Annotated in this window: 18 protein-coding genes and 1 pseudogene; 9 read left to right on the top strand and 10 right to left on the bottom strand. The window is 59.4% G+C overall.

Translation table 11 applies throughout. The features are described from left to right. Nucleotides 1-256: 256 nt before the first annotated feature. Genes BRAD3257_RS08420 through BRAD3257_RS08430 form a run of 3 tightly spaced genes read right to left on the bottom strand, consistent with a single transcriptional unit; the run spans nucleotide 257 to nucleotide 3,965 of the window. The gene (locus BRAD3257_RS08420) at nucleotides 257-1,108 is read right to left on the bottom strand and encodes an FAD binding domain-containing protein (protein ID WP_122401476.1); all 852 of its coding nucleotides are present in this window, start codon (nucleotides 1,106-1,108) and stop codon (nucleotides 257-259) included. Then, complete coding sequence (locus BRAD3257_RS08425) at nucleotides 1,105-3,477, bottom strand: xanthine dehydrogenase family protein molybdopterin-binding subunit (RefSeq protein WP_122401477.1); 2,373 nt, start codon at nucleotides 3,475-3,477, stop codon at nucleotides 1,105-1,107. Before BRAD3257_RS08425 ends, BRAD3257_RS08420 begins: the two co-directional genes overlap by 4 nt. Next, nucleotides 3,474-3,965 (bottom strand): (2Fe-2S)-binding protein, encoded by a 492-nt coding sequence (locus BRAD3257_RS08430; RefSeq protein ID WP_122401478.1) that lies wholly within the window; start codon nucleotides 3,963-3,965, stop codon nucleotides 3,474-3,476. The genes BRAD3257_RS08425 and BRAD3257_RS08430 overlap by 4 nt, the downstream gene beginning before the upstream one ends. A gap of 149 nt (nucleotides 3,966-4,114) precedes the next feature. Here BRAD3257_RS08430 and BRAD3257_RS08435 point away from each other — a divergent pair, with 149 nt between their 5' ends. Beyond that, nucleotides 4,115-4,606: a winged helix-turn-helix transcriptional regulator gene (locus BRAD3257_RS08435; RefSeq protein WP_122401479.1), complete on the top strand. Its 492-nt coding sequence runs from the start codon at nucleotides 4,115-4,117 to the stop codon at nucleotides 4,604-4,606. Between the two features lie 822 nt (nucleotides 4,607-5,428). Here BRAD3257_RS08435 and BRAD3257_RS40810 read toward each other — a convergent pair. The 4 genes and pseudogenes from BRAD3257_RS40810 to grxD form a co-directional block, all read right to left on the bottom strand. Then, a pseudogene (locus BRAD3257_RS40810) lies at nucleotides 5,429-5,530 on the bottom strand (IS5/IS1182 family transposase); the annotation flags it as partial. A 121-nt stretch (nucleotides 5,531-5,651) separates the two neighbouring features. Next, a complete protein-coding gene (locus BRAD3257_RS40815) occupies nucleotides 5,652-5,909 on the bottom strand; it encodes a hypothetical protein (protein ID WP_244608071.1) in 258 nt (85 codons plus the stop codon). After that, nucleotides 5,876-6,475, bottom strand: a complete 600-nt coding sequence (locus BRAD3257_RS08450) for a methyltransferase domain-containing protein (protein WP_244607886.1) — start codon at nucleotides 6,473-6,475, stop codon at nucleotides 5,876-5,878. The genes BRAD3257_RS40815 and BRAD3257_RS08450 overlap by 34 nt, the downstream gene beginning before the upstream one ends. A gap of 368 nt (nucleotides 6,476-6,843) precedes the next feature. Further along, nucleotides 6,844-7,173: a Grx4 family monothiol glutaredoxin gene (gene grxD, locus BRAD3257_RS08460; protein WP_122401482.1), complete on the bottom strand. Its 330-nt coding sequence runs from the start codon at nucleotides 7,171-7,173 to the stop codon at nucleotides 6,844-6,846. Nucleotides 7,174-7,473: 300 nt separating this feature from the next. On the opposite strand from grxD, the gene BRAD3257_RS08465 reads away from it, so the two are divergent. The 3 genes from BRAD3257_RS08465 to BRAD3257_RS08475 all read left to right on the top strand — a co-directional run bounded on the left by BRAD3257_RS08465 (nucleotide 7,474) and on the right by BRAD3257_RS08475 (nucleotide 10,640). Next, nucleotides 7,474-9,123, top strand: a complete 1,650-nt coding sequence (locus tag BRAD3257_RS08465; protein ID WP_122401483.1) for a long-chain-fatty-acid--CoA ligase — start codon at nucleotides 7,474-7,476, stop codon at nucleotides 9,121-9,123. Nucleotides 9,124-9,237: 114 nt separating this feature from the next. Beyond that, nucleotides 9,238-9,975 (top strand): NADPH-dependent F420 reductase, encoded by a 738-nt coding sequence (locus tag BRAD3257_RS08470; protein WP_122401484.1) that lies wholly within the window; start codon nucleotides 9,238-9,240, stop codon nucleotides 9,973-9,975. Between the two features lie 188 nt (nucleotides 9,976-10,163). Further along, entirely contained in the window at nucleotides 10,164-10,640 is a 477-nt protein-coding gene (locus BRAD3257_RS08475) for a winged helix-turn-helix transcriptional regulator (RefSeq protein ID WP_122401485.1), read from the top strand. Between the two features lie 26 nt (nucleotides 10,641-10,666). Here BRAD3257_RS08475 and BRAD3257_RS08480 read toward each other — a convergent pair whose 3' ends face one another. Beyond that, a complete protein-coding gene (locus BRAD3257_RS08480; RefSeq protein ID WP_174221558.1) occupies nucleotides 10,667-11,644 on the bottom strand; it encodes an NAD(P)H-binding protein in 978 nt (325 codons plus the stop codon). A gap of 81 nt (nucleotides 11,645-11,725) precedes the next feature. After that, on the bottom strand, nucleotides 11,726-12,667 hold the full coding sequence (locus BRAD3257_RS08485; RefSeq protein ID WP_122401486.1) for an alpha/beta fold hydrolase: 942 nt from the start codon (nucleotides 12,665-12,667) through the stop codon (nucleotides 11,726-11,728). Between the two features lie 214 nt (nucleotides 12,668-12,881). Between BRAD3257_RS08485 and BRAD3257_RS08490 the strand changes: the two genes are divergently transcribed. Then, nucleotides 12,882-13,550 (top strand): TetR/AcrR family transcriptional regulator, encoded by a 669-nt coding sequence (locus BRAD3257_RS08490; protein ID WP_122401487.1) that lies wholly within the window; start codon nucleotides 12,882-12,884, stop codon nucleotides 13,548-13,550. 7 nt (nucleotides 13,551-13,557) lie between these two features. Here BRAD3257_RS08490 and BRAD3257_RS08495 read toward each other — a convergent pair whose 3' ends face one another. After that, the gene (locus tag BRAD3257_RS08495) at nucleotides 13,558-14,490 is read right to left on the bottom strand and encodes a LysR substrate-binding domain-containing protein (protein ID WP_122401488.1); all 933 of its coding nucleotides are present in this window, start codon (nucleotides 14,488-14,490) and stop codon (nucleotides 13,558-13,560) included. A gap of 185 nt (nucleotides 14,491-14,675) precedes the next feature. Here BRAD3257_RS08495 and BRAD3257_RS08500 point away from each other — a divergent pair, with 185 nt between their 5' ends. The 4 genes from BRAD3257_RS08500 to BRAD3257_RS08515 all read left to right on the top strand — a co-directional run bounded on the left by BRAD3257_RS08500 (nucleotide 14,676) and on the right by BRAD3257_RS08515 (nucleotide 18,541). Continuing rightward, on the top strand, nucleotides 14,676-15,497 hold the full coding sequence (locus tag BRAD3257_RS08500) for a class II aldolase/adducin family protein (protein ID WP_122401489.1): 822 nt from the start codon (nucleotides 14,676-14,678) through the stop codon (nucleotides 15,495-15,497). A gap of 33 nt (nucleotides 15,498-15,530) precedes the next feature. Further along, nucleotides 15,531-15,968 carry a class II aldolase/adducin family protein gene (locus BRAD3257_RS08505; protein WP_122401490.1) on the top strand — a complete coding sequence of 146 codons (438 nt, stop codon included), beginning with the start codon at nucleotides 15,531-15,533 and terminating at the stop codon, nucleotides 15,966-15,968. 319 nt (nucleotides 15,969-16,287) lie between these two features. Then, nucleotides 16,288-17,499 carry an ABC transporter substrate-binding protein gene (locus BRAD3257_RS08510; protein WP_244607887.1) on the top strand — a complete coding sequence of 404 codons (1,212 nt, stop codon included), beginning with the start codon at nucleotides 16,288-16,290 and terminating at the stop codon, nucleotides 17,497-17,499. Nucleotides 17,500-17,611: 112 nt separating this feature from the next. Continuing rightward, entirely contained in the window at nucleotides 17,612-18,541 is a 930-nt protein-coding gene (locus BRAD3257_RS08515; protein ID WP_122401491.1) for a ketopantoate reductase family protein, read from the top strand. Nucleotide 18,542: the final 1 nt, after the last annotated feature.

The raw sequence follows: 18,542 nt of genomic DNA on the forward strand, positions 1-18,542 counted from the left end.
CCTCTACGACCTGTACCGCGTGGTCAGCGGGCAGCGAGCGAGGAGGAGATGGTCGCGGTCAAGGAATCGGAGGAGCAGTGATGTCCTCCATCCCCACCACGCCGGTTCATTCCCTTCGCGTCACCCGGATCATGCCACGACGATCGCCGTCTTCACCTTTTCGCTGCTCGGCGCCATGGCGCTCGGGATGCCGATCGCCTTCGCGCTCCTCATCTGCGGCGTCGCCCTGATGAGCACGATCGACATGTTCGACTCCCTAAGAAAGCTCAAGCAAAGCTCGTCTGAGTTCGACTCGAACCAGATTCGCGCGGTATTCGGCCGGCGCATAGCGGTCCGAGAGACACTCAGTGTTCTCACCAAGGATTCGTGCAGCCTCGTCGATGTTATCTTGCGACAAGACCTTGCCGGTCAGAAATTCGGACGCTTCCTTACCCACAAATGCGTGGTTCGTGGCACCGGTGACCCCAATGGAAGCTTCATCGACGACGCCATCCGACGTCCGCACGGCTATCGCGATCCCAACGACGGCGAACCCGCTGGCCGGGTGCCGGATCTTGCGGTAAGCGTAGCGCGTGCCGGCTTTCGGCTTGGGTATTTGGATCGAGGCAAGGATCTCGTCCGGCTCCAGCGCCGTGGAAAAGATATCGAGAAAAAATTCCTCCGCTGGGACAAATCGAGGTCCTGTCGCGCCGGCGATCTGGATTTTCGCCCGCAGCGCCAAAACGACGGCAGGCCAGTCTGCCGCGGGATCGGCATTCGCAAGGGATCCGCCGATCGTGCCGCGGTTGCGTACCTGAGGGTCGGCAAGGACGCTGCCAGTTTCGCGGAAGATCGGAAATATCTCGTTCAACGGTTCAGAAGCCGCGAGCTCGGAGTGGGTCGTCAGCGCACCGATCTTTACATGTGTTTCGCCGATCTCGATCCCCTTGATCTCGGCGACACTCCCGATGTCGATCAGGAGCTCGGGCGAAGCCAACCGCAATTTGAGCGCCGGAAGCAAAGTGTGGCCGCCTGCCAGCAGTTTCGCTCCGTCGGGATTATCGCGCAGGAATTCGATGGCCTGCGAAAGTGAAGATACGCGAACGTAGTCAAAAGCCGCGGGGATCATCGTGCGTCTCCTTCGCGAGCGCTTCGAATTGCTGCCCATATCCGGGGAGGCGTCAGAGGCATGTCGAGATGCTTGATCCCGAACGGCGACAGCGCATCAAGAACCGCGTGCACCATGCAGGGCGGGGCTGCGATCGAGCCGCTCTCACCGATACCTTTCACGCCGATCGGATTGGTCGGCGAGGGAGTTTGCTGGAATGATGATCGGATATTCGGCACGTGCTCGGCGCGCGGAACGGCATAGTCGAGCAATGACCCTGTCAAGAGTTGTCCGCTATCGGAGTCGTAGCTGACTTCTTCGAAGAGTGCCTGAGCTATTCCCTGAACGACTCCGCCATGTATCTGTCCGGCGGCGAGACGCGGGTTGATCAGCGTACCGACGTCATCGACGGCGACGTAGTCCAGAATATCGACGATTCCCGTCTCGGGATCGACCTCGACGTAGGCCATGTGGACGCCGGACGGTGCCCCCATGCCGGTAGGATCGTAGAAAACCGTCTCGTCGAGACCGGGGGCGACGCCGTCGGGCAGCTTGTGGCCGACGTACGCCATGCGGGCCACCTTGGAGAAGGTCAGCGGGGCGATATCGGTGCCCGGAACTGTGAACGCACCCGCAGAGTAGGAAACGTCCTTCTCGTCCACCTCCAGCATACCGGCGGCGATCGTCTTGGCTTTGGCGATCACGCGATGGGAGGACACGTGCACGCTCGATCCGCCGACGGCCATCGAACGTGAATTGAAGGTCCCATGTCCTGCCTGCACTTGGCGCGTGTCGCCCTGGACGATCTCGATGTCCTCGAGGGGAATTTGCAGGACGTCTGCAGCGATTTGCGCCAGAGACGTGGCATGACCTTGCCCTTGGCTCATAGAACCCGAGTAGATCGTGGCTCGCCCGCTGGAATCGATGCTGACGCGGGCGCTTTCCCAACCGCCCCGATCAAATCCGCCCGCAGCCAAGCGGCGCGATGGAGCCATGCCGCACATGTGGGTGTAGGCGGCGAGCCCAATGCCGCGGTAGATGCCATTGCCCCGCAGCGCCTCGCATTCTCCACGTTTTCCCTCGTAATCGAATGCGTCGAGGGCCTTGTCCAGCAACGCCTGATAGTCTCCGCTGTCGTACACGACGCCGGTGCTGCCGTAGGGACGATAAGGAAAATCGGAGGCTTGGATGAAGTTTCGCCGACGCACCTCGACCTGATCGAGGTTCAGATGGCGAGCCACGGCATCGATGGCCCGCTCCGCGATGTAAGCTCCTTCTGGCCGTCCATAACCGCGATAGGCATCCACAGGCACCGTATTGGTGACCACCACCTTGGAAAGCGCCTCGTAGTTTTCGATTTTGTAAGTGCCCGTCCCGAAGTTGACCGTGTTCACGGTGGGCCCGCCAGTCGCCATGTTGGAAAGATAGGCTCCGACGTTCCCCAACGTGCTGACCTTGAGGCCCAGGATCCGGCCGTCGTTATTGAAGGCGATCTGCAGATCCTCGGTATGGGCGCGGCCGTGGCTGGTCGATTGATGGCTCTCAGAGCGTGTCTCCCACCACTTCACGGGTGCGCTCAGCTCGCGAGCGAGGTACGGGCAAAGCAGATCTTCCGGATACAAATGCATCTTGGCACCGAAACCCCCGCCGATGTCGGGCGCTACTACCCGCAATTGATGTTCCGGAATGCGGACCGTCTCTGCAATCCAGCGGCGGTGCATATGAGGGACTTGGCTGCCGATATAGACTGTGAGCGTTCCGTCGGGCTCGGGCGCTGCGACGATCGCGCGCGTTTCCATGCACGTTGGAATGAGCCGGTTATTGACGATGCGGAGGTTGACGACTTGGTCGGCTTCCCGATTTGCCTTCTCGTAGTCGCCCCCCTTGACCTTGTAGAGAGTGGTGATGTTGCCCGGTACGTTTTCGTGAAGCTGGGGCGCGTCGCCGCGGACGGCTTCCTGCTCCTCGGTCACCGAGGGCAGAACATCGTATTCGACCTCGATCAGGCCGATGGCGTCGTAGGCTTGCGCCAAGCTCTCCGCCACCACCAGGGCGACGCCCTCGCCTACAAACCTTACTCGGTCGGTAGCGACCACCCGACGTACCGGCACCTTACTGCCGGGAATGATCCAGTTAGGCACGATAGGGCCGATCCTATCCTCGAGCGCCGTGCCGGAAAGAGCCAGCCGAACCCCGGGTGCGGCCTTTGCAAGCGATAGATCGATGCTGCTGATCTTGGCATGCGCGTGCGGCGATCGGAGTATCGCCATGTACAGCATGCCAGGCAGCTTCAGGTCGTCGACGTAGCGACCTCTGCCGGCAAGCAGTTTGAGGTCCTCTCGCCGCTTGAGAGGTTGGCCTACCTGTCGAGCGCCCTGAGAGATGGTCATGCCGCGCTTCCTTCCGATGCGAGGCTTTCGACGGCCCGAACGATGTTATGGTAGCCCGTGCACCGGCAGATATTTCCCGCCAAACCGTGCCGGATCTCGCGCTCGGTGGGATTGGGGTTTTCCCTCAACAAATTCCTCACGCTCATCACCATGCCGGGCGTGCAGAAACCACACTGAAGCGCGTGGTGATCGTGGAAAGCCTTCTGAACGCGGCTGAGTTCCCCACGGCGGTCGGTCAGCCCTTCGATCGTCGTGATCGATGCGCCATCTGCCATGACGGCGAGGACCGTGCAGGATTTCACCGCCGTTCCATCGATCTCTACGGTGCAGGCACCGCACTGCGAGGTGTCACATCCGACATGCGTGCCGGTAAGGCCGAGGTCCTCCCTTAGGAAATGGACCAGCAGCCGACGGGCCTCGACCGTTCCTGTCCGACGTAACCCATTGATTTCGATTGTCACTTCGCCGGTGCTTGCTGTGGCAGGCATGATTTCCTCCGGTCATTGGCTTATTTACTTATAGTCACTCTAATAATAGTAGTGACTGTCAGCAAGTTGTTTTTGCCGCCGGTCGTCGTCGCCGAAGCCGGCGGCCCACCGAGAGTATTCCATGAGAGCTTTGCTCGGATCGATCGCCAATGCGACTTAAAGGTTTTGAGGGCATGACATGCTCGATCGCCGGCGTTCTAGAAGCGGTGGGTGACCGCTGGGCTTTCTTGATATTGCGCGATCTAACGTTGGGACTGAGCAAGTACGAAGATCTGAAGAGATCGACCGGCATCACCGACGCCACGCTGTCCGCTCGGTTGAAGCATCTCGGGCAGAATGGTCTCATCGAGCGCCGCGTCTATCGAACGCGTCCCGCACGCCACGAATATGTTCCATCCGCCAGGGGATGGGACATGGTGCTCGTGATTCAAGCCCTTGCCCAACTCGGTGACAAATGGGGAGTTGCCGGCAGCGATGGACCTCCGCTCGAATTCGTCAACACAAACGGAGGAGGCCGGGTGAGGTTGAAGATCATCGACGAGCGCACGGACGCCACCGTCCGCCAGCGGGATGTTCGACCGAAGGCGGGCCCGGGTGCAGATGAGAAAGTGAGATGGCGGGTAGGGAAATTTGCGCCTTAGGGGATCCCACCGAGCGTGCTGGCCTGTGTGCTCAGATCGGCATTGTCCGCGCCGGAATTGCGATCTCGCTCGCCGCCGAGCGCCTACTCCAATTCGATGAATCGGCCATCCGGATTAACGCGTAGAAACCTCCTTCGCCTGCAGCTCATCGCCATGGGCGTCCGGCCCAGCGAACCAGCCCAATGCCCTCGATCGTCCGCACCTTCACGGCCCGGATCGACAGCCATCCGGCTTTGGCCGCCAGGGCGGAGCTCGAGTCGGGCATCGAGCGCAAGCTATGCGCCGCGCTCCGCAGCGGGCGGAAGTTTTCCGGGCTCGCGACCTGCAAGGATCGCGCGGAGGCATGTGTGGTCGTGGTGGAGCAGCCTGTCCGCCGGATTGTCAGCGGTCCATGCAGGACGTGGGGGGACGCGTCATTTGACGCGATCGGAGGGGCGCGGGAGGTCGCAAGAGTTCGGGCGCCGCCGCGACGGGGAAAGGCTCGCGCCGCCCCTCCGGACGAGGGTGAGATTCCCTCGCGCGAGCGGGATCGAGGCTTGATCCGGCGACATCCGGACCGGCTCACCGCGGGCTGGACGGGCGGATTCCACACGGAAATCCGGAAAGCCGAAAGATCGGGACATCCGCGCCATCACGATCCTGTTTTTTACGATCCCGGACCAGAGCGCAAATGGTTCGAGGAGCTTCATTTCGTCCTGCGAGCTAGGAAGACAAGAGTCTACCTCAGATTTAGCGAAATCGAAGGCCGGCAGAGACCATAAATGTATCTGACGAGTTATAGAGAAAAAGCTGTCTCTTCTGTGAATTCTCGATGCCGCGCTGCCGTCCAAGCTGGGAAAGAGCGCGATAGAGAAACAGGCTGAAGCGGATTGGGTCGCTGCGATTGCTTTTCGGCGGGATGTTGGCACACGCGCCCTTCGTCATGGGACTTCTGCCAGGCTGGCAATCTCCGCTGAAACCATCGAAAATGACCCATCTCGCACGTTGGCCCCCAGTCCGCAGGAGGCAGCGAAACCTTCATTTGGGCATCGGCTATGTCCGACCGCTATGCTTGCTTCACCGCACTGGCGAGGTACGCCTTGATTGGAAATTTTAGCCCATCATCGGCGACATGAGACATCATCGCATCCTCTACCTCGCTGACCAGGGCTCTACGGGTTTCATCCGAGAGTTTGGCCACATGGCCTGAGAGCGGCGAACCGCGCACATAGTCCTGCACAAACCGCGAAGTTGACGGAAAACGAACGGTTCCTGCAACCGACTCAATCCTTATGTCGCTGAAGCCTTCCGCAGCCACGAGCACGCGCAGCTGTTTGCGAGCGCAAAGGGAGCGCGCATGATGCTCGCCGCGTCAGTGCTGACATGCCGCGCAAGCGCAACGGCTAAGGCGCTGAACCCGGGACTGAATTGGATGTCCTGCCACACCATTAAGCCGAGGCGGCCGCCGCGCACCAGCACGCGATACATCTCGCGCAGTGCGGCGGGTCGATCTGGAAAGAATTGGAGTCCCAATTGGCAGTACACGACATCGAATGCCTCGTCAGGCAGAGGCATGTTCGTCGCGCTGGCCTCTTGCCACGTAATCCGTGCGCTTGTGGGCGGGCGCGAAGCTGCGATAGAGGCAGCGACCGCCAGCATACCCGGATTAAGGTCGAGACCGGTAACGCTCCCGCAGGTGCCTACTCGCTGCGCAGCGAGCCGCGCCACCACGCCGGTACCGCATGCGACGTCCAGTACGCGCTCACCTGCTCGCGGGTCCGCAAGAGCAACTACGAGCGGTGCCCAAGGCGCGAAGACAGCCGGAACAAGGGCCTCCTCGTATGTCTCAGCAGCATTTCCAGCTACTTGCCATTGTCCTTGGTCGACCATGGCCCATCCTTGATAGCCCACGTCCCCCACTCGTTGGTGTGAAGCTATCACAGCGAGAAGGGGAGCGGTCGCGACCCATCGGCGCACGTGAACATCGCAAAGTGCTCGATCTAGGAGTACTCATAAACCGGCGACAAAGCCCGCTGCGCTCTATCGTGAAGCTTTTGCCTGATAAGGACTCTGCACGCGGCGACGCGACGGATATCGCCTGGCGCATCGTCGGGGTTTTAACGCTCGCCAGAGCGATGGCGAGGTCGAGCGAGCTCGGCCGAGAATTGCTCGAGACAGCGGCGGAGTGCCGCCCCCAGAGCTGATGGCCTCGCTGTTATCATGACAAGCAGGCGTGCCTCAGCGTTGTTACGGCAAGTTCAGGACGACTGCGCGACTTGGTGCTCTTCCGACAGCAACTGTTGCAATTCGCCCGACTGGAACATTTCCGTGACGATGTCACAGCCGCCAACGAATTCCCCGCGCACGTAGAGTTGCGGAATCGTCGGCCAGTCCGAATACGCCTTGATTCCTTGCCGCAATTCCTCGGACTGGTAGATGTCGTGCGACCTGAACGTCACGCCCAAATGATCGAGGATACGAACAACCTGCGCCGAAAATCCGCAGGCCGGCGAACTCGGCGATCCCTTCATGAATAGCACGACCCGGTTTGCATTGACTTCGTTGCCTATGAACTCTGCGATCGTCATTCGTCTTCTCCCCGTTTGTCAGTCCCGGCCAGTACTATTCGCGTGAGAACGAAAGGGGGCCCTGCCGGACATGTCCTTCCGCCATCAACGTGGCTCGGTCAGCCGAGCGGCATCTGTCGCGAGTTCAGTCTGGCTTACCGAAACGAGCAAGGGCAGGTCACTTCACTTTCAATAGAAAGTCAATATTAAAAAGGAACTTAAGTTTCTAATGGATTCGCGCTAAAGAGCCGACCGAGTGATTGTGTCGCATTCGGTGGAGAGAGCGAGGCCGCAAAGCGTCCTCGTTGGGGAGGCAGTAAGGTGGAACGATTTTGGCTGCAGAATTATCCCGACGGCGTGCCGGCGGATATCGACGTCGATCAGTTTCCGTCATTGATAGAGATGTTCGAAGAGAGCTTTGCGAAGTTCGGGGATCGTAAAGCGGCCATCTGCATGGACAAGGCGATCACCTACCGCGAGCTCGACGAGATGTCGGCTGCAATCGCCGCTTACCTGCAGAGCAAAGGCTTGGCAAAGGGGAGTCGGGTTGCGGTGATGATGCCGAACGTTCTCCAAAACCCGATCACTGGCGCGGCGGCATTGCGTGCCGGTTGCGCTGTCGTGAACGTGAATCCGCTCTACACGCCTAGGGAGCTCGAGCATCAACTAAAGGATTCGGGCGCCGAAGCGATCTTCATACTCGAAAATTTCGCTGCAACCTTGGGAAAGGTGCTGCCAAGGACGAATGTCAAACACATCGTAGTAGTTTCATCTATGGGGGGTCGGCTCGACCCTAAGGGGTACCTCGTAAAGTCACCAGTCCATTCCCTGCCGGACGCAGTCTCGTTCAATGATGCGCTCTCAACCGGTCGAGAAATGAAGCTGAAGAGACCTGACATCGGTCCGAACGACGTGGCCTTTTTGCAGTATACGGGAGGTACGACAGGCGTGTCGAAAGGAGCGACTTTGCTCCATCGCAATATGGTGGCCAACGTGCTTCAGATTTCTGCGTGGAGCGCGCCTGCCTTCCGCAGCCTTCCAGCGGGCGAGTCTTTGCTGACCGTTTGCGCATTGCCGTTGTATCACATCTTCGCTCTTACGGTTTGCTTCCTGTTTTCCGTGCGACGCGGTGGCATCAATCTTCTGATCGTGGACCCGCGTGATATCGACGGACTAGTCCGCGAGTTGCGTAGATACAGAGTTCACAGCTTTCCAGCGGTCAACACGTTGTTCAATGCTCTCCTGCACCATCCTGACTTCAAGAATGTGGATTTTTCGGAGCTGCGGATGACCATCGGTGGAGGCATGGCGGTCCAGAAAGTCGTCGCGGACAAGTGGCTCGCAGTCACGGGCTGCGTTCTTTCCGAAGGCTACGGGCTGTCCGAGACGTCTCCGACCCTCACAACCACATTGCCGAATATGACGGAGTTTTCCGGAACCATCGGTCTGCCCCTTCCATCGACCTATATTTCTATCCGCGACGATGAGGGAAACGAATTGCCGATCGGTGAAGCCGGCGAGATCTGCGGGAAAGGACCCCAGGTGATGCCCGGCTACTGGAATAGGCCGGACGAGACCGCGCGAGTGATGACAAGCGACGGGTTCTTCCGAACAGGCGATGTCGGGGTCATGTCGGCCGACGGCTTCACCAGGATCGTGGACCGCAAGAAAGACATGATTATCGTTTCCGGCTTCAATGTGTATCCGAACGAAGTCGAGGCGGTCATATCGGGTCACCCCGGCGTTCTAGAGTGCGCCGCGATCGGTGTGCCGGATCCCAAATCCACCGAAGCGGTCAAAGTTTTTGTGGTCCGTCATGATCCTCAATTGACGGCAGAGGAGCTCGTCAATTTTGCCGGAACGCAGTTGACTGCATACAAGGTTCCTAAGCAGATCGAGTTCAGGTCTGAACTTCCGAAGAGTAATGTCGGAAAGATCTTGCGCCGCGAGCTGAGGAGCGGCGCGCAATAACTCGGCGGGCCGCCGAACTCGACGAAGATAGGGACAAGAGCCAGCGCATGGTGCGTGCGGTTGTCACGAACCGCCGTCGAGTTGACCGCGAATTGACCGAGAGAAGGAGGACCCATGAAGATCGGGATCGTCGGAGCCGGAAATATAGGTTCGACCCTCGCGCGGAAGCTGGCGGCCAGCGGGCATGACGTAAAACTTGCCAACTCGAAGGAACCAGCGACCATCCGCGATATCGCCCGCAAGATGGGCGCTACGGCCGTGACCGCGGACGTGGCCGTACGAGGCGCAGAGATGATCATTCTTTCGATCCCATTCGGGAGGTACCCTGACATCGCCTCTCTCCTCCACGCCGTGCCTCCGGAAGTCCCCGTAGTCGACACAGCAAACTACTACCCCTTCCGAGATGGTGCGATTGCTGCAGTCGATGGCGGCACCCCTGAGAGTGTCTGGGCGAGCGAGAAGATCGGCCGGAGGGTCGTCAAGGCCTGGAATGCGGCGCTGGCTGAAACGTTGGCGAAGAAGGGGCAGCCGCGGGGACTGCCGGGACGTATTGCTATCCCGGTTGCGGGGGATAGCGCTCAGGCCAAGGCTATGACCTCCTCCTTGGTGGATGCCACAGGATTCGACGCGCTGGACGCGGGCAATCTAGAGGATTCCTGGCGTCAGCAGCCGGGTACCCCGGCGTACTGCACGGACCTGACGGTCGATGAGCTGAAATTTGCCCTCCGGCGGGCCAACCGGTCCCAGGCGCCGGCGAATAGGGACGCGCTCTTGAGGGAGTTTACGGCTGGAGGCGGCAAGCTCGCCCATGACCAAGTCGTCGCGCGTAATCGGGCGGTGACCGGCTCGTAGTGCCTTTCGCGGCGGGTTGGGGGTTGGCGATGAGGCATCCGATCCGCCGTGGTGTGCAGCGTCGTCGCCGATGGATCGCGGCGCGCCGCCGGGGCCCCCCTCGAATCATGCCCTTGCGCTCGGGTCTAGTTCCAATTCCCGGAATATTGACTATGTTTGAACAAGATACTCGTTCTAGGAATGCTTCGATGGCGAAAAACAGTCTTGATGAAACTTGTCCGGTTGCTCGGACGCTGGATATTGTCGGCGCGCGCTGGACACTTCTCATAATCCGGGACCTGCTTCCTGGCACTATGCGTTTCCAGGATCTGCAGGAGCGATTGCCTGGGATGGCGCCCAATGTTCTTTCCGATCGTCTCAAAAAACTCGAAGAACACGGCCTCGTCCGGCGCGAGTTCTATAGCGATCATCCTCCGAGGGCGGACTACACTCTGACGGACGCCGGCCAAGAGCTCGGCGTCGTCGTCTTGGCCCTGGGTCGGTGGGGCCTCCGGCACGTCAGCGGGAAATTGAGCCGTGGCCTTCAACATGACGAATGCTTTCGCCATCTGAACCGAGCCTCCGAGGCCCTGATGCGCCGTCCAGTCCAACGTGCGAAGGCCGCTGCAAAGTCGGCAGCAAAAGGCCCTCGGAAGGTGGCGGGGAAGGCCCGAGCTGCGATTTAAGAGTTCCGGACCCTTAACCGCGCCGTCTACGCGTCGGCCCGCGCTGCGCGGACCCGTGGGGATCGCTCAAGCGCCCATCTGAAGTCCTTCGGAGCGCGCCCGAGGAGCTGTTCGAGCTCGCCCGTAACGCCCTCGTACCGTCCACTCGCGGCCAAGCGTGTGATGATTCCTAAGTGCTCGGCGGTATGGGGGATGCGTGCTGCCAGGGCACCATTGATGTAAGCGTCGATCCACGCCTCCAAGTCTTGAGGCACATACGAAACTGGCTTTCCCAAGGTCGCGGCGTAATCCTCCGCGAACCCCTTCATGTCTTTCGCCGCCGGACCGGTGAGTTCGTAGGTCTTCGATACATGGCCCGTAGGGTCGGCCAGGATCTTGGCGCAGACCTCCGCCACGTCGTAAGCGGCGATCGGTGCGATCTTCTTGTTGCCGAAGGGAAGATGAAGCTCGCCTGCGCCCATCAGTTGCTTCAGGGGAAACCAGGCGAGGATCGGGTTCTCGACGAACATGGTTGCCCGGACATGGACGACCGGAAGTCCGGACCAATTCAGCGCCTGTTCCGATGACCAATGGGCCCGCTGTTGCGGCGACCAGTCCGTAACCAGTCCCCCCAACCATTCACGCCTCGCCTCACGGTGAGCCGTCATTCTCGCGAAGTTCATGTAAGACTGCTCGAACTCCGAAATGTTGACGAATACTTCGATATCTCCTTGCGCTCGGGCGGCGGCAGCCATCAAGATGGTTGCATCGGTGTAATAAGGGTTCAGACTCATGCTGAAGTAGACCCGGCGACAGCCCTTTAGGGCGGCCGCAACGTCGGCGATGTTGAGCAGATCGCCAACGAGTACCTCGACGCCCAGCTGTCGGAGAGCTTGCGCCCGCTCGTCTTCCTTACGGACGAAGGCACGTACCGGCCTTTTCGCTTCGATGAGCATATTGATTATCGTCTTGCTCACGGAGCCGACGTCTCCACCGGCGCCAGTAATCAGAATGGGACTGGCCATCGAAGTATCCTTTCGCTGACTTGATTGAGCGTTGTTTGAACGGAACGGCAGGGCCGCCGGGACAGTGCCGCGCGTTGCAGCTCAGCTTCTGAGGAACGGCAGAATATGGCTCAAAACAGCTTCGGGCTTTTCCAGATGAAGGAAATGGCCCACGCCGGGCACGACGATGCGCTCGAAGCCTTTCGTGAAAGCTGCAGCCATATCGTCGCTGATCCGCACCGACATGCAGCCGTCCTCCTCGCCGTGCAGATAGAGCGTCGGGACGGCGATCGGGCCGTTTGCGCGAGCTTCCAGGGCTTGCGCCTCCGCTTCGGGCGGCGGGGTGAACAATTGCCGATAGTAGGAGAGCGTCTGGGGTAGTACTCCGGGTTGACTGAACGTGTCGATGAGCGCCTTGCGATCCGAAGCTGGCATTTGATAACCTGGCGACCATTCACGCCAGAGGCGGTGGAGGAAGGCGAAATCGTTGAGCTGAACGGCCGGCTCGGCAAAGCGGCTGTTAAAGAAGAACATATACCAGCTTCGTCGTTGTTGATCGCCGTCGGCGACGAAGGCTTGCGGCAAGCCTTTCCCATAAGGCACCGCCAACCCCACGAGCTTGCGGATGCGCGACGCGTCGAGGCTCGCCGCGGAATAGGCAGATCGAGCTCCGAAATCGTGACCGATGACGTCGGCCTGTTCGGCGCCCAAACCCTCGATGAGTGCGAGGACGTCTTGCCCAAGTGCCGCGGCACGGTATGATCGGTCGGGCGCAGCACCTCCGGCCCAATATCCGCGCAGGGACGGAGCAACGGCCCGATATCCCTCTTGCGCGAGGCGGCTAAGGACGTAGACCCAGCTTCGCGAATGGTCGGGAAACCCGTGCAAACATAGCACCAGGGGCCCGTCGCCGGCTTCGAGGACCGGAAATTCCAGTCCGTTGGCCTGTACCACCCGCTTCCGAACCCCGTTCGATTCAAAGTTCTGGCCCGTCTGCACCGGAGTACCGGGCCGGTCGGGCGAAGGTGCAGCACTCCTTGACATGGCGGGCTCCTCGCGAATTGTGGATGATAACTATCATCCAGAGCCAGGCTTACGTAATTCAATGTTGAATAGGCATGGCAGCAGCTTTGCCGTGTTGGGCTGTATCGGCTTAGGTTACGATGAGCCAGAGCGGCGATTGGACCGGTTATGGCCCAACGGGCGGGGGGGCTGGGCCGCGCATTCTCGGCCAGTCGCTCGTTGATGGCGAGACATTATGCGCTACGAGAAAGGACATAGAGCCGGAACGTCGGCTCGTATCGTTGAGTGCGCTTCGGCTCGTATCCGCGAGCGGGGGATCGAAAGCATCAAGGTCGCGGGGCTCATGAAGTCTGCCGGCCTCACGCACGGCGGATTCTATCTCCATTTCAAGTCTCGTCGTGATCTGATTGAAAGAGCTTTCGCCCGGGCCATGGACGGTTCGGTGGAGCAATGGCGGAAGGCGGCTGATCGCTCGAATCCCGGCGAACGCCTTTTGAGCATCGTCGACTACTACCTCACGGACCGACACCGTGACGATATCGCGAACGGTTGCGCGCTTCCCTCGCTCGGAGCCGAGGTCCCGCGGGCCAGCGTGGGGATCAGAAAGACGTTTTCAAACGGCTTGAGAGAGATGATCGACGTTCTGTCCGGAGATATGAACGGCCCATCGAAGCGAGAGGCGATAGCCGTCGTGTCCGAGATCGTGGGTGCGTTGCTCTTGGCCCGGGCGGTCGATCATCCGGAGTTCGCATCGGAAATAATGAGCGTGGCTCGCCAGTATGTCCTAGGCGAGGATCCGCAGGTCCCCGGATCCACGAAAGCACCTCGTAAAGTCTCGATACGGACCAAGCGTCCGAGCTCGAAGAGGTCGCAGAAGCGCGAAAAATCCAAGCATCGCGCGTGAAGAGTTACTAGATGCCCAATTTCTTGGCGTCAGTCTCCAAGGCCTTGGCTACGGCCTTGAGCCATTTGTGGACGGCTTTGATCTTCTCGGACGAACCGTCGACCTTTCGATGGGTGAAGTAGAAGTCCCTCAGCGCCGGGCGTCTCGAGCCCCATCGCGGTATGACTGTCAGGGCACCGCTGCTGACCAGAGGTGCGATCAGAGGAAAGGGCGCCAGCAACACGCCCATTGATGACCTAGCCATCTGTATGGCCGTCAAGAGGCTGTCGCCCACAAGGTCCGGTTCTTTCGTGGCGACCTGCGGTTCGTACTCCTCGAACCAACTTTGCCAAAGATCCGGTGCCGTGGCGAACTTTATCAATGGCAGCTTCGTCAGGTCTTCCGGCTGCTGAATTGGGGCGAAGCGATCCAATAGCTTCGGATCCGCGCATGGGGCGGCGCGCGACCTCAGCAGTCTATGATAGGTCAGGCTGCCAAACGGGGGCTCGCCGAACTGGACTGCGGCGTCGATGTTGTCTCTCTCGAAATCGGCCAACGTATTCTTGGCCTCTAGTCTCAGATCAAGGCCCGGATTGTCGATACGGAATCTCTCGAGGTGAGGAAGCGCAGCGAGCATCGCGAACGTCGGCGTCACGCAGACACGGACGATGGGGCCGCGCTTTCTATCCTCCAGGAAGTCGCCGGCCCGAAATAGTTCGTCGAAGGCGGTAAGCACGGCACTGGCATAAATCGCGCCGCTTTCGGTGAGTTCAATGTTCCGGCCGCTGCGCCGCACGAGTTGAACGCCGAAGTGCGCTTCCAGCGTACGAATTTGATGGCTGATAGCAGATGGCGTGAGGTTCAGGTTTTCTGAAGCAAGCTTGACGCTACCTGACCGTGCGAGAGCCTCGAACGCACGAAGACTTGCCAAGGGAGGAAGGGCTGAGTGGGCTTTCGACATTGTGCGGTGAGCCAGATTCAACGATCCACAATCGATTTCAATTGTTTTCGCGCTGCTTACTGCCAGTTTAGTGGCAGTAGCGAATACCCGATAGCTGAACCTAACCCCTTATCGGTGCGGCGTCGAACGATTCCCGTCACTGTGCTGCGGTCCTTGCGCGGCATATTGAATACGAAGGCAAAACGATGAACGAACATGACCTGCAGGATCGACATGCTGGAGCCGTAACGAGAATGCGCGCGGGGTTGCCACAGCCTCCTGTCTTCAAGACCTTGGCTGAAGAGAGACAGCACAGAAAAGAGCGACTGGCTGCCGGACTGAGGCTCTTTGCCAAGTTCGGATTCGACGAAGGGGTCGCGGGCCACATCACCGTGCGTGACCCGGAGTTCACGGACACGTTTTGGGTGAACGGCTTCGGGATGAGCTTCGCGTTGATCAGGGCGTCGGATCTTATTCGGGTCAATCACAAAGGCGAAGTGGTCGAGGGTAATCATCCCGTCAATGCCGCTGCTTTTGCGATTCACGCCAGCGTTCATGCGGCTCGTCCCGATTCGATCGGTGCGGCGCATTCGCACTCAACGTATGGCCGGGCGTTCTCAACGTTGGCTCGGAAGCTGGAGCCGATCACGCAGGATGCCTGCGCATTCTACAACGATCATGCTCTATACGAAGATTACGGTGGCGTGGCAGTCGAAGTGGACGAGGGGCAGCAAATCGCTAAGGCGCTGGGAGCGCACAAGGCGGCTATCTTGCAGAACCATGGACTGTTGACTGTGGGACAGAGCGTGGATGAGGCGGTCTGGTGGTTCATCACGATGGAGCGGTCGTGCCAAGTCCAGCTTCTTGCCGAGGCGGCGGCGGCGCGAACCGGCCAAGATCTCAGGGTCATTCCCGAAGCATCTGCAAAACAGGCCTTCGCCATTCTCGGTGCTTCAAGGACAGGGTGGTTTCAATTTCAGACCCTGTATTCGAAGATCGTAAAAGAACAGCCGGATCTGCTCAACTGAGGTCCCGCCAGCAACAATGCTCGGAGGGATCGCGTGAACGTCCGAACTTTCCCTGGAACAGTCAGCCAGCATGCTCCGGCCGCCAAAGAGCGGCGGGTTCGCGAGGATCTCGCCGCCCTCTATCATGTGCCTTTTGAGTTAGGCTGGTGCGAGCACATCTACAATCACATCACGGCTCGCGTGCCGGGTCCTCAGGACATTCTGATCAATTCGTTCGGGCTGGCATACAACGAAGTCACAGCCTCCAATTTTATCAAGATCAATCTTGATGGGAACAAGGTTGTGGACGTTCCCGGTCGTGCGAACGCGCGGGGCTTCACCATCCATTCTTCGGTTCATGCCGCGCGCGACGACGCCCACTTCATCGCCCACACGCACACGACTGCCGGTGTGGCCGTTCCTTTTTCGGAAGATATCTTGGCCGTACGACGCGCCAGATGCATAGCGAGGTTGCGAAGGGCTTCGACGTGAAGACCACTTTTGGACAGGAGTCGTTGGAGTCTTATCGTCGCGCATTGGACGCAAACGGTTCGCGCTACTGGGACTAAACGCATTAGGCGCGGTTTGCTGGCTGCGGCCAGCTTCCCGCACCGCAAGATCAGATGGCAGTCATCATCCGGCAGGCCTGATCGCGGGTATACACGCGAAAGGGCGCCGAATGTTGTCTGGTGGAGACGGCAGGTCAAGTCAAAGCCGCTCTCATCTACGCGCAATCCCCGCCGTCAGATGCGGGGACAGAACGGAAACGCCATTCGACGCCGAGAGCGTCTCATTGTGGGGAGAATTATCGATGTGGCAGAACAGATTCATGCTCGCGGCGCTGATGCTTGCGATCGGATCGGTGTCCTTTGCGCAGAAGGCCGACGCCGAGGACCCTGTCGGGGTGACCGCAACGGAGATCAAGGTCGGTGCGACGTTTCCGTTCAGCGGTCCTGCCTCGGCCCTCGGCAATGTAGGCAAGGCATTGATGGCCTATGTCGAGTTCGTCAATGACAAGGGAGGCGTTAACGGCCGCAAGATCAGGCTGATAGCGCTCGACGATGCATACTCGCCAAGCAAATCCGTCGAACAGACCCGCAAGCTCGTTGAAAGCGAGGAGGTCGCATTTCTGTTCAGCCCGCTTGGGACCGCAAGCATTTCTGCGAACGTAAAATACGCAAACACCAAAAAAGTACCGCATCTCTTCGTTCTCTCAGGCGCGAACAAGTTCACCAATCACGCCGAGTATCCTTACACCACGACCGGGCTTCCGAGCTACGACACCGAGGGTCGGGTGTATGCGAAATTCATAACTGAACGGATGCCGGGTTCGCGCATTGCCATCCTCTATCAGAACGATGATCTGGGAAAGGACTTTGTCGGCGCTTTCCGCTCGTACATGAAGGACGATTTCGGCAAACTGGTCGTGACAAAATCCTACGAAGCGACTGATCCGACCGTCGACTCTCAAGTCGTTTCTCTAAAAAGCTCGGGAGCAGAATCGTTGTTCATCGCAGGATCGCCGAAATTCACGGCGCAGGCTCTCCGTAGAAGCCGGGAAATCGGCTGGACTCCTTTGACTGTCATTATCAATTCAACCACGTCCGTAGCGGGTACGCTTGCGGCGGCAGGACTCGACAACGCCAAGGGGGTGATATCAAGCACGTTTCTGAAAGATCCGATGGATCCGACGTGGGAGCACGACCCTGGGGTAAAAAGCTATCGTACGTTTCTGGCCAAATACATTCCCGGCGGCGATGTGGCTGAGACGCTTTACGTTGCCGGTGTCGTCCAGGGCGAAATACTTGAGAAGATCCTCCAGCAGTGCGGCGACGACCTGACGCGCGACAACATCATGAAGCAGGCGCTGAACTTGAAGAACTTCTCGCCTTCGATGGCGCTCCCCGGCAGCGCCATCAATACCAGCGCGAGCAATAACCAGGCGTGGACGTCGCTTCAGTTCGAGAGCTTCGACGGAAAAAGCTGGATTCCGTTCGGGAAGCTCGTCAACGCCGTGGAATAGTCACGCTGGCCGGCGGTCACTGAGGCGCTACTCTCGGCGCTGCCGAGGCTAACACTCGGATCCTGCCTCGGCACGAAACTACGATCCTTCAACCTTCAAGAGGAGATGAATCTTGCGGATACTAGTAATCGGAGCCGGCGCCCTGGGCGGATATTTTGGCGCTAGGCTTCTGGCAGCAGGGCGCGACGTCACGTTCCTGGTACGACCCAAACGCGCGGAGGCGCTCGCGAGAGGCGGGCTGGTAGTCAAGAGCAAGGTTGGCGATCTGCACCTGGCATCGCCTCCGACCGTCACCTCCGAACGGCTCAATGGTCCCTATGATCTTATCATTGTGAGCTGCAAAGCCTACGATCTTGACGGCGCGATGGAGTCGTTTGCTCCGGCGGTAGGCAAAAACTCGGTCATCATACCTTTGTTGAATGGCTTGCGTCATCTCGACGTGCTGAACACCAAGTTCGGTGAAAAGAACGTGTTCGGTGGCCAGTGCACCATCTCAGCGGCGCTTTCTGCCGATGGCAACATTCTGCACATGACCGATCTGCATACGCTGAGTTTTGGCGAACAGAACAGGACGCGATCTGAACGTCGCGCCGAGATCGTCGGTGCTTTGTCGGGGGCTGGCTTCGACGCCGAGCTCAGCGATAACATTCTGCTGGCCATGTGGGAAAAGTGGGTGATGATCGCCACTATCGCCGGCGCGACCTGCTTGATGCGCGCCTCGATCGGAGACATCATAGCTGCCGGCGGATCCGGCGTGGTGATGAGGTTGCTCGACGAGGCCTGCGGGATTGCGGCTAAGCAGGGATTTGAACCACGTCCGGCCTACATCGAGCGCGTACGCTCCATTCTCACAACGCCCGGCTCTCCACTCATTGCCTCCATGGCGCGAGATATCGAGCGCGGAGCTCCGACGGAGGGCGATCATATTCTCGGTGATTTGCTTGGTCGCGTCACCGGAGGCGAGGTCCCGATCCTCCTCAGCACTGCCTATGCACATGTGAAGTCGTATGAGGTGCGTCAGGCTCGCGAGGCCGCTGCCTGAT

Source organism: Bradyrhizobium vignae, assembly GCF_900324035.1.
Taxonomy (GTDB): domain Bacteria; phylum Pseudomonadota; class Alphaproteobacteria; order Rhizobiales; family Xanthobacteraceae; genus Bradyrhizobium; species Bradyrhizobium vignae.

Coding starts and splice junctions, on each gene's coding strand:
- BRAD3257_RS08420 (WP_122401476.1), bottom strand. CDS start 1,108: ATGATCCCCGCGGCTTTTGACTACGTTCGCGTATCTTCACTTTCGCAG.
- BRAD3257_RS08425 (WP_122401477.1), bottom strand. CDS start 3,477: ATGACCATCTCTCAGGGCGCTCGACAGGTAGGCCAACCTCTCAAGCGG.
- BRAD3257_RS08430 (WP_122401478.1), bottom strand. CDS start 3,965: ATGCCTGCCACAGCAAGCACCGGCGAAGTGACAATCGAAATCAATGGG.
- BRAD3257_RS08435 (WP_122401479.1), top strand. CDS start 4,115: ATGCGACTTAAAGGTTTTGAGGGCATGACATGCTCGATCGCCGGCGTT.
- BRAD3257_RS08450 (WP_244607886.1), bottom strand. CDS start 6,475: ATGGTCGACCAAGGACAATGGCAAGTAGCTGGAAATGCTGCTGAGACA.
- grxD (WP_122401482.1), bottom strand. CDS start 7,173: ATGACGATCGCAGAGTTCATAGGCAACGAAGTCAATGCAAACCGGGTC.
- BRAD3257_RS08470 (WP_122401484.1), top strand. CDS start 9,238: ATGAAGATCGGGATCGTCGGAGCCGGAAATATAGGTTCGACCCTCGCG.
- BRAD3257_RS08475 (WP_122401485.1), top strand. CDS start 10,164: ATGGCGAAAAACAGTCTTGATGAAACTTGTCCGGTTGCTCGGACGCTG.
- BRAD3257_RS08480 (WP_174221558.1), bottom strand. CDS start 11,644: ATGGCCAGTCCCATTCTGATTACTGGCGCCGGTGGAGACGTCGGCTCC.
- BRAD3257_RS08485 (WP_122401486.1), bottom strand. CDS start 12,667: ATGTCAAGGAGTGCTGCACCTTCGCCCGACCGGCCCGGTACTCCGGTG.
- BRAD3257_RS08490 (WP_122401487.1), top strand. CDS start 12,882: ATGCGCTACGAGAAAGGACATAGAGCCGGAACGTCGGCTCGTATCGTT.
- BRAD3257_RS08495 (WP_122401488.1), bottom strand. CDS start 14,490: ATGTCGAAAGCCCACTCAGCCCTTCCTCCCTTGGCAAGTCTTCGTGCG.
- BRAD3257_RS08500 (WP_122401489.1), top strand. CDS start 14,676: ATGAACGAACATGACCTGCAGGATCGACATGCTGGAGCCGTAACGAGA.
- BRAD3257_RS08510 (WP_244607887.1), top strand. CDS start 16,288: ATGTGGCAGAACAGATTCATGCTCGCGGCGCTGATGCTTGCGATCGGA.